We start from the raw sequence: 14,707 nt of genomic DNA, 5'->3' as shown, positions 1-14,707 counted from the left end.
TGCGATATAGAGGTTGATCGTGAATCTTCACTGTGCTGCTGGAAAAGTAACAATTTTACTGAAGCTGAATCTGATGTGCTCTCCACTGCGCAGCTCGGTCGCTCGTTCACGCGGCACAAACATTTTCAGATGATGGGTACCGCTATCAAGCGAAACTTCCGCATAATGCCCGAGAATCATCACTTGTCTGATCGTTCCGGCTAGAGAACCTTTTTCTTCCGTCGTCAGAACAATATCCTCTGGCCTTACACCAACCATGGATTTACCCGTGTATTCATGCTCTTGTGCAAACGGTATTCCGCTCACAGAGACACTGCGACCTGTACTCACCCCCTTTAATAAATTGATCCGGCCAATAAAACCTGCTACAAAAAGTGACTGTGGCTTGTCATAGATCTCCTGCGGTGAAGAGAGCTGCTCAATTCGGCCCGCATTCATAACGACGATGCGGTCGGAAATGGACAGCGCCTCCTCCTGATCATGGGTGACGAACACCATCGTCATCCCTGTCTGGGTCTGGATATCGCGCAGCTCCTCTCTCATCTCCATACGCAATTTGGCATCAAGCGCGGAAAAGGGCTCGTCCAGCAGCAATACATCAGGCTTTAGCAGCAGAGCCCGAGCGAGTGCTACCCGCTGCTGCTGACCGCCCGAGAGCTGTCCCGGCGTTTTACGCTCTGCGCTCTCTAGCCGAACCAGCGCTAGCGCTTCCTTCACCTGACGGTCAATCTCTGTCTTCTTCACCTTTCGAATCTTCAACCCGAAAGCCAGGTTGTCATACACGGTCATATGCGGCCACAAATTATAGCTTTGGAACACCATAGCTGTCGGACGCTTTTCGGGCGGCAGCTTGAGTACACTTTTACCCTGAATCTGAATGTCGCCACTGTCCGGGTCCAAAAAGCCGCCAATGGAGCGAAGCACGGTTGTTTTACCACAGCCGGAAGGTCCCAGCAGTGTCACCAGCTCTCCCTTCATCACGTCAAGTGAAATGCCTTTGACTCCGTCTCCTGTCTTGAAGCGCTTGGTTAACTCTTGAATGGATAATTGAATGGGCATTAGCTTAGGCTCCTTTTTCAGGATTTTACAAACTCCTCTTTTGACCAATTACGTTATTTCACCTGAAATCCGCCTGCCAGGACATCCGCACTTACAAAACGCTTGGCTGCCAATAGCAGAATGATTGTTGGCAGGGTAAGAATGACTGAGAAAACAGCACCCGTTGTGCTCGGATAATCAGCAATGATGGAATACATGATGACTGGCATTGTTTTATAGTCCGGCGTTCCGACAAGGAGTGTCCCCTGTGCTTCATCCAGTGAAGCAAGAAAGGTAAAAATGGAGGCGACCACAATGCCGGGCAGCGCCATAGGAAATGTGATTTTCCAAAACACCCGAAATGGTCCGGCTCCAGCATCCCGCGCTGACTCCTCTTGTGCACGATGTACGCTGCGGAAGGCAGAGGATGGAATCCAGGTCATATACATGAGCGTGTTTACCATATGGATAAGCACAATGCCTGCAAAGGTGTTCATCAACCCGAATTGGTAGAATAGTACGGCAATAGACACATACAAACCCATTTTCGGAAAAGCATGCGTAAGCAGGAATGAGAAAAGGAACCATTTACTGAACGGGAAAGAAATTCGTGCAAAGGCATAAGCAGCAGGAATACATACGATAATGGAGCAGACCGTAACGGTAATCGCAATCAGGAAGGATAGAGAAATCGAGCTGAGTACATCATCCTGGGTAAGTACAAACTTCCACCATTCCAGTGACAAGCTCTGCGGGAGCGGTGCAGGATACTGCCATTTTCCCGAAACCGCCAAAAGGAGAAGATTGGTCAGAGGACCTAGGAAAAAAATGACGAAAATGATAAGCACAATGAACTCCACAATTTTGCGTGTGCCGAGTGAGCGAAGATACCAGTTCATAATTCATCCCTCTCAAGACGTCTAGACGTCCGAATCTCTTTTCTATTTGGATTATAGAGAGGGTTTGTTATCACAAATCGACAAGGAAGATAAGATTATGTAAAGGGGAAGGAACCATTTAACACTTCACAGAATAAAAAAAGAGAGAGGCTGCTAACAGCCTCTCTCTTTGAACGTATATCAATAGCTATATTATTCTTGTCCTACAAATAAATCGGAAGCACCTGATTCGTTTGATCGCGATTACGCCCAACCGAGAAAATAGCAATTGGGATACCTGTCAGATCAGACACGCGTTGTACGTAATTGCGTGTAGTCTCAGGCAGTTCCTCCAGCGTTTTCACGCCAGTGATGTCTTCGCTCCAACCTGGCATTTCTTCATATACCGCTTCGCATTCCGCCAGCATTTTCAGGCTAGCCGGATAATGCGTAATCACCTCACCGCGGTACTTGTAACCTGTGCAAATTTTCACCGTTTTCAGGCCAGTCAATACGTCCAGCGAGTTCAGGGAAAGACCCGTTAACCCACTGACACGACGGGCATGACGCACAACGACGCTGTCAAACCAGCCAACACGACGAGCACGACCTGTAACCGTACCGTACTCATGACCTGTTTCACGAATGTAATCGCCGACTTCATCGTTCAGCTCAGTTGGGAAGGGTCCATCACCTACACGAGTTGTGTACGATTTAGCTACACCGATGACTTGTTGAATCTTGGATGGTCCCACACCGGAACCAATACATACGCCGCCAGCCGACGGGTTGGAGGACGTAACGTATGGATACGTACCTTGGTCGATATCGAGCATAACGCCTTGCGCACCTTCAAACAGTACCTTTTGATTTGCGTCAATCGCATCATTCAACACGACAGACGTATCGCCTACATAAGGACGGATAAATTCAGCATATTCCAGATACTGTTTCAGTATTGCTTCTACATCCAATGGCTCGCCGCCATATACTTGTTCAATCACTTGGTTTTTTTCTTTCGTTTGATGGCGCAGCTTCTTTTCGAATTCCTCTGCATCCAGCAAATCAGCAATACGAATACCGTTACGTGCAGCTTTATCCATATAAGCAGGGCCAATCCCTTTACGGGTAGTACCAATTTTGTTAGGACCTTTGCGGTCTTCTTCCAGCACATCCAGCGTCATATGGTACGGCATAATCACATGTGCACGGTCACTAATGACCAAATTTTTCGTAGAAAAGCCATTATCATGAATGTAAGTAATTTCTTCAATAAGAGCGGCTGGATTGACTACCATGCCGTTGCCAATAACACACTTTTTATCTTCATAAAAAACGCCGGATGGAATCAGGCTCAGCTTGTACTTTTTACCGTCAATGAGAATCGTATGACCAGCATTGTTTCCGCCTTGGTAACGGGCCACCACTTCAGCGCTTTCCGCCAGATAGTCCGTGATTTTACCTTTGCCTTCGTCTCCCCATTGTGTTCCCACAACGACTACAGTTGACATGTTTCATTCCTCCGTGGAGTGCCCACAGACACTCTGATTTTGAGCTGACACACTACGCATATCCGACTTCAACCGCCTGAGCGAGCAGATATGGAGCGTTCTCGGACAGCAGGAAAAAACGTCCGTCGCAGACATTCCGTAGGTTCGGAAAGCCCCGGGCGTAATGATCTCCCCACTGCGTTGAAGCAGCACTATAAGTGTAACAGCACCATTTTTTAAAGTCAAATAAAAAGCGAACATTATATTACATGAAAATATTATTGTTCGTAATTGAGAGTTTCATTCCTTATATGAAAATACGTGAATTATATAAAAAAAGACCCTTTCGAGATCGCGAAATCCGCGTCGAAAGAGCCTTTTCTAATGATACTAATATGTTATCCGGCGAACGCATCCGAATGGGCACGCTCGTAATTAGCGAATTTATTATAATTTTTGAGAAAGACCAACTCTACCGTACCGACCGGGCCGTTACGCTGCTTGGCAATGATAATCTCAATAATATTCTTCTTTTCTGTTTCCTGATTATAGTAATCATCCCGGTACAGAAACGCCACGATATCAGCATCCTGCTCGATAGAACCCGATTCCCGCAAGTCACTCATCATCGGCCGCTTGTCTTGACGCTGCTCCACACCCCGACTCAGCTGGGAGAGGGCAATTACAGGCACTTCAAGCTCACGAGCGATTTGTTTCAATGTCCGTGAAATTTCCGATACCTCCTGCTGCCGGTTCTCGCCTGCTTTGCCTCGTCCGTGGATCAGCTGCAAGTAGTCGATTACGATCATACCCAGTCCCTTTTCCGCCTTAAGACGGCGGCATTTGGCACGGATATCAGCCACAGTGATGCCGGGTGTATCATCGATATAGATTTCTGCCTCTGACAAGGCTGCAATGCCCATCGTCAGCTTCGCCCAATCGTCGTCGCCTTTAAATTCACCTGTCCGCATGACGTTCGCGTCTAGATTGGCCTCGGCGCAAATCATCCGCTGCACGAGCTGAGCGGCCGACATCTCCAGACTGAAGATGGCTACTGTCTCTTTTGCCCGAACTGCAACGTTTTGCGCAATATTCAGAGCGAACGCTGTTTTACCTACGGATGGACGGGCGGCCACAATGATCAAGTCATTGCGCTGGAAACCCGCCGTCATCTTGTCCAAATCAACAAATCCAGACGGAATTCCGGTCGTATTGCCCTTGTTCTGATGCAGCAATTCAACGCGGTCAAACACTTCCATCACGACATCGCGGATGGCAATAAAGCCACTACCTGAGCGCCCGTTGGATATCTCCATAATCTTGCGCTCAGCATCGCTCAGCATACCAGCGACATCCTCGCCACTGCTATAGCCTTCGCTCACAATCTGTGTAGCTGCACGAATCAAGCGACGAAGCATCGCTTTTTCTTCAATGATCTGGGCATAGTAATCCACGTTAGCCGCTGTTGGCACCCCGTGAGCCAGCTTCGCCAGATAACTGACACCGCCGATATCCTCTAGCTGTCCCTTGTCCTGAATTTTCGAGGTCAGCGTAACCAAGTCAATCGGCTGTCCGGATTCACCCAGCTCAATCATTGCTTCGTAAATCATCTGATGAGCCTTATCATAAAAGTCCTCGGTCTGCACCCGCTCCATTGCGGTAATCAGTGCTTCAGACTGGAGCAAAATAGACCCGATAACCGCCTGTTCAGCCTCCAGATTTTGCGGAGGAATCCGATCAAAAAATTCGCCGCCCATAATTATTCTTCAGTCACCTGTACTTTCAGCGTAGCTTTGACCTCAGGATGAAGCTTAACGGTCATTTGAGTCACGCCCAACGTACGAATCGGTTCTTCCAGCTCAATTTTGCGTTTGTCCAGCTTGATGCCAGTTTTAGCTACTGCCTCCGCGATTTGCTTGCTTGTAATCGCGCCGAACAGCCGTCCACCTTCACCAGCCTTCGCCTTGAGCTGAACCGTTGTCTCTTCCAGCTTTTTGCCGAGCACTTGCGCCTCTTCCTTTTCCTCTTGCTTACGCTTTTCCTCCGCAGCATTCTGATTTTCCAGCGTCTTCATATTTCCTTCTGTCGCTGGGCGGGCAACACCACGCGGCAACAGGAAATTCGCTGCATAACCGTCCGACACTTCCTTAATTTGCCCCTTCTTCCCTTGGCCCTTCATATCTTTAATGAATATCACTTTCATTCAAATAACCCCTCTTCCCCATCAATTTCGGCCAGCACGTCGACCACTCTGCGCTTAGCTTCCTCCAGCGGGCAATCCAGCTGAACCGCCGCATTCGTCAGATGTCCTCCGCCGCCTAGCCGTTCCATGACGACCTGTACGTTCATGCGTCCGAGTGAACGGGCGCTGATCCCCACCAGGCCGTCAGGACGTTCACTGACCACAAAGGAGGCCAGTACATCCGTCATATTGAGTAATGAATCCGCCACCTGAGCAATCAGGAGCTGCGGTATTTTCTGTCCGGGCTCAGTTACCGCAATTGCGATATGCCCATATATCATTTTAGCATGCTTAATAATTTCCGCCTTAGCAATATATTCATCCAGGTCCTCTTTTAACATGCGCTGGATCATAACTGTATCTGCCCCGCTACGCCGTAAAAAGCCGGCTGCCTCAAATGTACGCGAGCCTGTATGCAGGGAAAAATGCTTAGTATCCACCGTAATCCCTGCCAACAGTGATGTTGCCTCCAGCGGTGTCAGTTGGACCTTCTCATGGATATATTGCAGCAGCTCGGTCACCAGCTCACAGGCCGATGACGCATAGGGCTCCAAGTAGATCAGAACCGAATCGTTAATAAATTCCTCACCCCGACGATGATGGTCGACAACCACCACCCGACTGGCCGTCTGCACTAGACGCGGCTCAATCGTCATGGAGGCCTTGTGCGTGTCCACCACGACCAGCAGACTGTGCTCAGTCATTAGCTGGAGCGACTGCTCTGGCGTCAGGAGCGCTTGCGATAACTTCTCATCCTTGTTTACCTGCTCCATCATTCGGTCGATAGACGGATTGGATTTATCCAGTACGATATGTGCCTCTACATTGTAAAGCGCCGCAGCCTTCCACACACCGATGGCCGCTCCCACTGCATCCATGTCCGGTATTTTGTGTCCCATAATCAGCACGCGGTCGCTCTCCTGCATCAGATCACGCAGCGCATGTGCAATGACTCGGGCACGCACTCTGGTCCGCTTCTCGACAGCATTGGACTTGCCTCCGTAAAAGGATAGGCGTTGTCCCGCCTTCACTGCTGCCTGATCGCCTCCACGCCCAAGCGCCATATCTAGACTGGATTGGGCCAGCTCCCCTAGCTCCTTGATGCTCTCTGCACCGAAGGATAAGCCAATACTCAGTGTCATCGGTACTTTCAAATCCGCTGTCATTTCCCTTACGGTATCCAGAATGACGAATCGACTTTGCTCCAGCTCCTGAAGCGCTTTATGATTTAGCATAATGAGATAACGCTCAGAAGATAATCGACGCAAATAAATATTGTACTGATTAGCCCAGGATGTAATCTCGCTTGACACCTTCGCAATAAGCGCGGTGCGCTGCTGATCGTCCATCCCCTGAGCAGCTTCGTCCATATTATCGAGCATGACAATACCGAGCGCCAACCGCTCGTTTTCATACTGCTTGCGTAGCACCGCCAACTCCGTGACTTCATACAAATATATCAGACGCTCATCGGGCACAATCAGAAACTGATAATGACGCTCATCATGCTGTAGCTCCACCTTCAGCTCACGAGCAGGCTCCTTTGTTTCCTTCTTGGTGCTTAGAGCACCTGCGAGTTGAGGAAACAAATCTTGAAGAGATTCACCAATCAGTGATTGCTCCTCGAACATCTCCCCGGCAAACCGATTGTGCCATTCTACCGTTCGATTTTCACTGTATAAAATGATGCCGAACGGCAATGCACTAATCGCTTCCCCTTCCACCCGCTTGATCCGGAAGGAAAGACCGCTGATATATTGATTCAGTTCCCGACGAAAATCCAATTCCGTCTTCAGCATCAGCCCGCCGAGCAAGAATGACAGCAGCAGTCCTATCACACCCAGTTCCCAGTTGTACATGGAAATACATATGACAAGCACCAGCAGCAGTAAAAACGCCCAAACCGTCTGATAGCCGTGCCAGCGTTTTTGTAGAAATTTAGGCATGACTGTTCACCCTATTTCTTTGATCTTGTAATAGCTTCACGCAGCGGAAAGGCCAAATCAATAATACCTATAATGCGGAGCGGCTGGAACACCAGAACGACGAGCGACAGCAGCAACGCAATCACCGGGCTCATTTTACGGCTATGCGTCCAGAAGTATACAAAACCAATCGTCTGGATAATAAAACATGCATGAATCAGCGGTAGCATACTAATGGAAACCATTTGAATCCAGCTGCTATCGGAAGACCCTGCTATCCATTCAATTACAATTGCCAGCAGATAATACCAGATCAGCGCGCGCGGTAGCCTCCACTCGCGGGCAGGCTTCATTTTGCGTACCGGTACGTCGAGACTGCTCAATGCCGGACGTGCCAAAGCATGCGTAATTACCGCCAATATGAACGAGGTCACGATCAGCACATACGGAATTTTTCCAATCAGCATTGTGCCGAGTTTCTGCGTATCCTCTGCCGTCCAATTCATGTTTGAAAACATCGGATTAGTACTCAAAACCTGCTGTACAATACTTGCCGATATCGCAGCCTGATCACGAAGGTACTGCGAAAGATCAAATCCAAAGGAATACGTAGCGATAAACAGAACAACCAACAACTCGGCTAAAATAATGCCCATTCCGGTCATCAACGCTTGAAAAGCAGGTCCTCCCTTTTTATAAATCCGTCCCATCATTATTGAAGGAATCAGAAAATAAATCGCAGGGAGCAGCGAATACACATCGAGTAGCGCTATAATTAACAGCACCGGTATGACGTGGACCAGAAATCCTTTGAAAGGCAGCGATGAAAACAATACAGCGCCAGGCACAATCAGCAAAAATACGGTAATGATTCTTAATGGTGTCAATAGAGTCAGCAGCAGAAGCAAATAAATGATGCTCCATGCTACAGTTGCCAAGCGGAATTTCAACGTTTTCACCTCTTACGCATATGTTCTTCCAGTGCGGAAATGTCCTGATACCAATCCTCCAGCTGGTGTCCTTCTTTTCTGTGCTTTCTTAGCTTGTCGATGAGTAGATCATCCAATTCACGGTAAGACACTCCAAGGCGCCTCCCCAAAATATAACTGCTCATCACCAAACTCGCCAAACAATCACCGATGCGGGCTGTACTGCCTTCCCACATCGCCTTAAACAGACGGGAGACTTGGTCAAGCACCTCTGTTTTAAGCCATTCAATAACCTTGGCTCGTTTAACTACATCCATTTCTTTAGGCATATGATGAAGAGTCACACCCCTCTGAAAAAGCTTTATTCTCCATTATAGCATATCCTATTCTGAAAATAACTGTTACCCCATAGGGTAAATCGTTATTTTCGGACCAGCTTTGCTGCTTATTTTAGCTTGAAGTATTTAGCGATTCCCTGGACACAAATTTTTCACAATACTCAATAATCTGGCTGCGACGTACAATGCCAATAAACCGTTCCATATCATCTACAACGGGCACAAAGTTCTGCACCTTCGCCAAATTAATTAAATCCTCCATGTTCGCGTCAATGGATACGGGCTTCATCGTAACCCGCAACGGAACGTCCTTAAGCATGAACTTAGAAGCGTTTTCAAAGGTGATTTTCCCCTCAGACTCTTTCATATGCCACAACAGATCACCTTCTGTAACCGTACCTGTATATCTACCTTCTTTATCCAAAATAGGAACCGCTGTAAAACGGTGATATTCCATCCGTTCCAACGTTTGCCGTAAAGTAGCATCCGCCGTTACACAAGCAACTTCCTGTTTGGGAAGCAAGAAAAAAGCGATATTCATGAGAAACGAATCCCCCTCAAAATCAAATATAAATCCATTGATTATTCACTGAATGTCCTGCTTGTCGGGAAGCCTCAGCGTCTGCGGGGTTGTATCGGAATCTAGCCAGTTGGCAATGATTAGTCTGGCATATTCAAGTTCCTGTTCATTAGCCCGGTCATAATACAGGCCCTTCTTCTTGAACCCTTCCCCCGTAATCGTAAAACTTGAAATTTGTGGATTCCCCTGCGAAATAGCTTGCTTGCCAAGCCCAGTAATAAAAGTAGGTTCCATATCGGTTTTAAAATTGGCTCCCATAATATCGAGCAGCTCCGGGATCTTGGTAATTCCGTTGATATTCAGCAGCTTATCCGCCATAGCGTTCAAAAATATTTGCTGCCGTTTTGTACGGTTGAAGTCACTATCTTCCCGATATCTAACATAATACATGGCTTCTTCACCATTATAAAGCGGCTTGCCCGCCTCAATACGGAACTTGATATGCAGCGGGTTCTTATTCTCAATGGGCTTGTCGATTGGAAGCACAACTCCACCCACTGCATTCACCGCCTCCTGAATACCCTGGAAATTAATCGTAGCATAATAATCGGCCTTATGCTCCATCAACTTCTCTACTGTAGCCATGGACATATCTTCGCCTCCGAACGCATAAGCATGCCCCAACTTATCAAAATCATCCTCGCCATCGCGATTCGGATCATGTCCGGCAATCTGTACGTACGTATCCCTTGGAATGGAAACCAAAAGCACACGCGATTCCGCGGGCCGTACTACTGCATACATAACCGTATCCGAACGACCACGCGCCTTTTCATTTGGCCTTTGATCTGTACCCAGTAACAACACCGAAAAGGGTTCCTTACGGTAAGCTACTGTCTCTTGCTGCTGCTGTTCCCCGGATTGTCGCGGCTGATAGGATTTCTCCAGCTTGCTTTCCAACGTCGGTGATACAAACCAATCAAAAGCCACCAGTGTCAGCTGTTTGCGGAACAGGTAGCCTCCCACTGCAATCAAAAATAAAACAATACATGAAATATATAGAGCGGTAAACCTCTTTTTCTTTTTGGGCTTTCCACTGGTCCTTCTCTTATGTCTTCTCTCCATAACAGGTACCTTCCTTCTTTCCGTCACAAATCCCATCTCTTCATTAAACCAAATTGGTCCCACATGAAGCTGAAACTTCCCCTCAAAGCATAAAAGGTCTACTACCTTGTTGTCAAAAGTGTCATGGCGTGGTCAGCTCCTCGAATTCATACCAAAAAAGGCTTCGACCTCACGGTCAAAGCCCCAATTCATGTTTGTATCCGTATCCTATGTAGCTTTCAAAGTCATTTTTGCCTTAATGTGGAGCCAGTTTCACCAAATTTTGCAGTCTCACCGGGAAAGAAGTCGACAGGGAAAAACCATAATCGAACAACTTCCGTGTCTGCTCAAAACGCTCTTCCTTGCTCGGTGCACCCAGCACCACGGCAACTAGCCGTCTTCCATGCTGCTCAGCTGTGCCCGTGAAGCAGTATCCAGCATCGCTTGTGTACCCTGCTTTCAGTCCGTCCGTTCCCGCGTAAGAGTACGGTCCAGCCAAGGAAGGCAGCATCCAGTTCGTATTACTAATGTAGATGCCTTTATCCTTCAACTCCATTTGCGTACGACTGGACGTTCTTAAAATCTCCGGGTGTGACGTAATTAAATAGGAGGCCAACTTTGCCGTGTCGCTTGCTGTCATTTTCGTTTCTCCCTGAATATCCTCAGGGTGATTCGGCCCCAGTTCACTCTGACCTGCCCCAGACGCATTGCTAAAGCGACTATCGGATGACAACCCGATTTGGGCAGCTTTCCCATTCATACGCTTCACAAAAGCTGATTCGTTCCCTGCTGAACGCTCCGCTAACGCGACAGCGGCATCATTCGCTGAATACACAACCATACTCTGGAACAATTCGGATACGGTCATCCTTTCACCATACCGGAGGGACAAATTCACACCGCCTACTGTACTGGCGTAACGGCTAATTCGCACTTCATCATTCCAGCCTAACCGTCCGGCCCGAATATCCTCCAGCACCAATAGCTCAGTCATGAGCTTGGACATATTTGCGGAAGGCATAGGCGTATCACCATTCACATCCATCAGCAATTCCCCAGTATGCATGTCCATCAGCACCGCAGCCTCTGCATCCACATTCGGCTTTCCGATCAACAGGCGGGGCCCAAGCGTAATAAAAATCAATATAATAAGTACCGGGACGACAATAGCCCAACGTAACCAATGTTTTTTCATCATCGTAATAACCTCCATACTTTATTAGACGATGAAAAATCCATTTTGTCTGCAATTTTTCGAAAAAAAGATACAATTTTTTTACCTTTTTTATTCCACGCCAAAATATCCGTCAATTATGCTTTCAGAATGACGGATATTTTGCTTCCTAATTATTATATTTTAGGCAAAGTGACAGGCTACAAAATGCTGATCGCCCGCATCGCGGTATACCGGAGTCTCTGTTTTACAACGTGCTTCTGCCATAGGACAACGTGTATGAAACTTGCATCCTGAAGGCGGATTGGCCGGAGATGGGATGTCTCCTTTCAACACAATCCGTTGTCTCTTGATCGTGGGATCGGGAATCGGTACTGCCGATAGCAGCGCCTTCGTGTACGGATGAAGCGGATTACTGAACAGTTCCTCCTTGGAGGAAAGCTCTACCATTGAACCCAGATACATCACACCAATCCGGCTACACAGATGCTCGACTACACTTAGATCATGCGAGATGAACAGATAGGTCAGTTGGCGTTCCTGCTGCAAATCACTTAACAAGTTAATGATCTGGGCCTGAATAGACACATCCAGAGCAGATACCGGCTCGTCAGCCACAATAAAATCAGGATTCAAAATCAAAGCCCGTGCAATCCCGATCCGCTGGCGCTGACCGCCAGAGAACTCATGCGGATACCGATCATAATGATACGAGGACAGCCCGCAAATGTTCAGCGTTTCATTGACCTTCTTCCGCAGCTCACTACGATCAATCAACCCGTGATCCAGCAACGCCTCTCCAATGGCTTCACCGACCTTAATTCTCGGATTCAGTGAGCTAAAAGGGTCCTGAAAGACGATTTGCAACTTCGGACGAAGCGCACGGATCTGCTCTTTGTTTAACGCGTGCAAGTCTTCGCCTTTATATCGTACCGATCCCTCTGTCTTATCCATCAATCTGAGAATCGTACGTCCAATCGTACTTTTGCCGCAACCCGATTCTCCTACCAGACCGAAGGATTCACCCTTATGAATGTTAAAGGATACGTCATCGACTGCTTTCACATGTCCGACAGTACGCTGAAAAATTCCGCCTGTGATCGGGAAATACTTTTTCAGCCCTTCCACTTGAATCAAAGGCTCGTTCATATCCGTTGCCCTCCTTCTTTCTCATATAGCCAGCAGGCAACCTTATGACCATTCTCCTTTTCATTCAAGGGAGGAGCCTGATCCTTGCAAATTTGCATACAATGGGCGCACCGATCATGAAAATGACAATTTTCTCCCAGCTCAATTGGGTTTGGAACCTGTCCTGGGATGGAATAGAGTCGGTCCATTTTCTGATTAATGACGGGCTTCGCCTTTAATAAGCCTTGAGTATATGGATGTTGCGGATTTTTAAACAGCTCAATGACAGGCGCCTCTTCAATGACGTTTCCAGCATACATAACAACTACATAATCAGCCATTTCTGCCACGACGCCCAAGTCGTGCGTGATGAGCATAATGGACGTTTTAAGCTTATCCTTCAAATCCCGCATTAAATCCAGAATCTGTGCCTGAATCGTAACATCCAGTGCCGTTGTTGGTTCATCCGCAATCAATAGCTTCGGATTACAGCTTAATGCGATGGCAATCATGATCCGCTGGCGCATACCGCCACTCAATTCATGAGGATAGGAATGAAATATTTCCTCTGAACGTGAAATCCCCACCAAATTAATCAGCTCAATTGCCCGAGCATGTGCTTCTTTTTTACTCATTAATGTGTGCATCAGCAATGGCTCCGTGATCTGTTCCCCAATCGTAAGCACGGGATTCAGAGAAGACATGGGCTCTTGAAAAATAATCGAGATGTCATTGCCGCGAATCTGCTGCATTTGACCTTTATTGAGTTTTAGGAGGTCCTTGCCCTCAAACCAGATTTGTCCGTCTGAGGTGTGGGGAGAATCAATCAACCGCATCATCGTCATCGCTGTTACACTCTTACCGCAGCCTGATTCTCCTACCACACAGAGCGTTTCACCCTCACGAATTTTAAAACTGACGTCATTGACCGCTTTGACAGTTCCGTTAGAGGTATGAAAGTGGGTTTTCAGGTTACGAAATTCAATCAAAGCATTTTCCATAAACGTTCGTCTCCTACTTCTTCATTTTAGGGTCCAGCGCGTCACGCAAACCGTCGCCAATCAGGTTAATCGCTACAACGGTAATGAGAATACACATTCCCGGTGGGACCCATATCCAAGGCCGTTTGCGGAAGTCAATCAGGTTATTCGCAGCTGATATCATGTTTCCCCACGAAGGTGTGGGCGGCACAACGCCAATCCCCAAGTAACTGAGCGCAGATTCTGTAATAATCGCACCCGCTACTCCAAGCGTAGCCGTAACAATAATGGTAGGAATCGTGTTCGGCAGCAAATGTCGGAATATTTTGCGGCGGTCTCTCAAACCTAGCGCTTCCGTCGCCTGCATAAACTCCTGTTCACGCAGCGTAAGAATCTGCCCCCTGACCAGACGGGACAAGCTCGTCCAGCTCAGAATCCCGATAATGAGCATCAGAAAATAAATGCGATTCGACGGATCGACCTTCAAATCCGACAGAACAGCACCTAAAATAATAAGCAGCGGTAATGTAGGGAGTGCCATAAAAATATCGGCAATCCGCATAATAACCGTATCCACGCCTTTACGATAAAATCCCGCCAACGCACCCAACGTCGCTCCGATCATGACCGAAATAAACGTGGCAACTAGCCCCACCGTCAAGGAAATACGGCCGGCCAGCATCGTACGCAGCAAAATATCTCTACCAAACTTATCCGTCCCAAGCCAGTACTTAGCATTAGGCGATAAATTTTTGTCAGCTAGCTTGTAATCATCTAAATGATAAGGTGAAATCATCGGTCCAAATATACAAATGGTAACCATCAGAATTAATATAACGAGACCAGCCAAAGCCAGACGGTTTTGGTTAAAACGGCGAACGGCGATTCTCCATGGAGACGCTTCAGGACGGATCGCCGCCTTTTGATTCGTTTCAATCGTGACTGTTTCTGCGGACAATAG

Annotated in this window: 14 protein-coding genes; all 14 read right to left on the bottom strand. The window is 47.6% G+C overall.

Annotated elements, in window-relative coordinates; all coding sequences use genetic code 11:
- Nucleotides 1–27: 27 nt before the first annotated feature.
- The 14 genes from NLX78_RS05040 to opp4C all read right to left on the bottom strand — a co-directional run bounded on the left by NLX78_RS05040 (nt 28) and on the right by opp4C (nt 14,704).
- Nucleotides 28–1,059, bottom strand: coding sequence for an ABC transporter ATP-binding protein (locus NLX78_RS05040; protein ID WP_254349770.1), 1,032 nt, complete (start codon nt 1,057–1,059; stop codon nt 28–30).
- Nucleotides 1,060–1,112: 53 nt separating this feature from the next.
- Nucleotides 1,113–1,937, bottom strand: a complete 825-nt coding sequence (locus NLX78_RS05035; RefSeq protein ID WP_039272106.1) for an ABC transporter permease — start codon at nt 1,935–1,937, stop codon at nt 1,113–1,115.
- A 203-nt stretch (nt 1,938–2,140) separates the two neighbouring features.
- Nucleotides 2,141–3,427: an adenylosuccinate synthase gene (locus NLX78_RS05030; protein ID WP_029518946.1), complete on the bottom strand. Its 1,287-nt coding sequence runs from the start codon at nt 3,425–3,427 to the stop codon at nt 2,141–2,143.
- Between the two features lie 377 nt (nt 3,428–3,804).
- On the bottom strand, nt 3,805–5,163 hold the full coding sequence (gene dnaB / locus NLX78_RS05025) for a replicative DNA helicase (RefSeq protein ID WP_013373892.1): 1,359 nt from the start codon (nt 5,161–5,163) through the stop codon (nt 3,805–3,807).
- A 2-nt stretch (nt 5,164–5,165) separates the two neighbouring features.
- Nucleotides 5,166–5,609 carry a 50S ribosomal protein L9 gene (rplI, locus tag NLX78_RS05020; RefSeq protein WP_254349769.1) on the bottom strand — a complete coding sequence of 148 codons (444 nt, stop codon included), beginning with the start codon at nt 5,607–5,609 and terminating at the stop codon, nt 5,166–5,168.
- Nucleotides 5,606–7,594, bottom strand: a complete 1,989-nt coding sequence (locus NLX78_RS05015; RefSeq protein ID WP_039272108.1) for a DHH family phosphoesterase — start codon at nt 7,592–7,594, stop codon at nt 5,606–5,608. The genes rplI and NLX78_RS05015 overlap by 4 nt, the downstream gene beginning before the upstream one ends.
- A gap of 11 nt (nt 7,595–7,605) precedes the next feature.
- Complete coding sequence (locus tag NLX78_RS05010) at nt 7,606–8,523, bottom strand: DUF2232 domain-containing protein (protein WP_061830436.1); 918 nt, start codon at nt 8,521–8,523, stop codon at nt 7,606–7,608.
- A gap of 5 nt (nt 8,524–8,528) precedes the next feature.
- Nucleotides 8,529–8,831 (bottom strand): MazG-like family protein, encoded by a 303-nt coding sequence (locus NLX78_RS05005; protein WP_013312791.1) that lies wholly within the window; start codon nt 8,829–8,831, stop codon nt 8,529–8,531.
- A 121-nt stretch (nt 8,832–8,952) separates the two neighbouring features.
- Nucleotides 8,953–9,381 carry a CBS domain-containing protein gene (locus tag NLX78_RS05000; RefSeq protein WP_013312792.1) on the bottom strand — a complete coding sequence of 143 codons (429 nt, stop codon included), beginning with the start codon at nt 9,379–9,381 and terminating at the stop codon, nt 8,953–8,955.
- A 45-nt stretch (nt 9,382–9,426) separates the two neighbouring features.
- On the bottom strand, nt 9,427–10,485 hold the full coding sequence (locus NLX78_RS04995; protein ID WP_061830437.1) for an LCP family protein: 1,059 nt from the start codon (nt 10,483–10,485) through the stop codon (nt 9,427–9,429).
- Between the two features lie 235 nt (nt 10,486–10,720).
- Nucleotides 10,721–11,662 carry a D-alanyl-D-alanine carboxypeptidase family protein gene (locus NLX78_RS04990; RefSeq protein ID WP_061830438.1) on the bottom strand — a complete coding sequence of 314 codons (942 nt, stop codon included), beginning with the start codon at nt 11,660–11,662 and terminating at the stop codon, nt 10,721–10,723.
- A gap of 159 nt (nt 11,663–11,821) precedes the next feature.
- Complete coding sequence (locus NLX78_RS04985; protein WP_250259981.1) at nt 11,822–12,787, bottom strand: ABC transporter ATP-binding protein; 966 nt, start codon at nt 12,785–12,787, stop codon at nt 11,822–11,824.
- On the bottom strand, nt 12,784–13,767 hold the full coding sequence (locus tag NLX78_RS04980; RefSeq protein ID WP_149034876.1) for an ABC transporter ATP-binding protein: 984 nt from the start codon (nt 13,765–13,767) through the stop codon (nt 12,784–12,786). The genes NLX78_RS04985 and NLX78_RS04980 overlap by 4 nt, the downstream gene beginning before the upstream one ends.
- 13 nt (nt 13,768–13,780) lie before the next feature.
- Complete coding sequence (gene opp4C / locus NLX78_RS04975; RefSeq protein ID WP_061830439.1) at nt 13,781–14,704, bottom strand: oligopeptide ABC transporter permease; 924 nt, start codon at nt 14,702–14,704, stop codon at nt 13,781–13,783.
- Between the last annotated feature and the right edge of the window lie 3 nt (nt 14,705–14,707).

Source organism: Paenibacillus sp. Lou8.1 (genome assembly GCF_024213565.1).
GTDB lineage: Bacteria > Bacillota > Bacilli > Paenibacillales > Paenibacillaceae > Paenibacillus > Paenibacillus polymyxa_B.
Note: the sequence above shows the minus strand (reverse complement) of the source record. Positions and strands in the feature narration are given on the sequence as shown.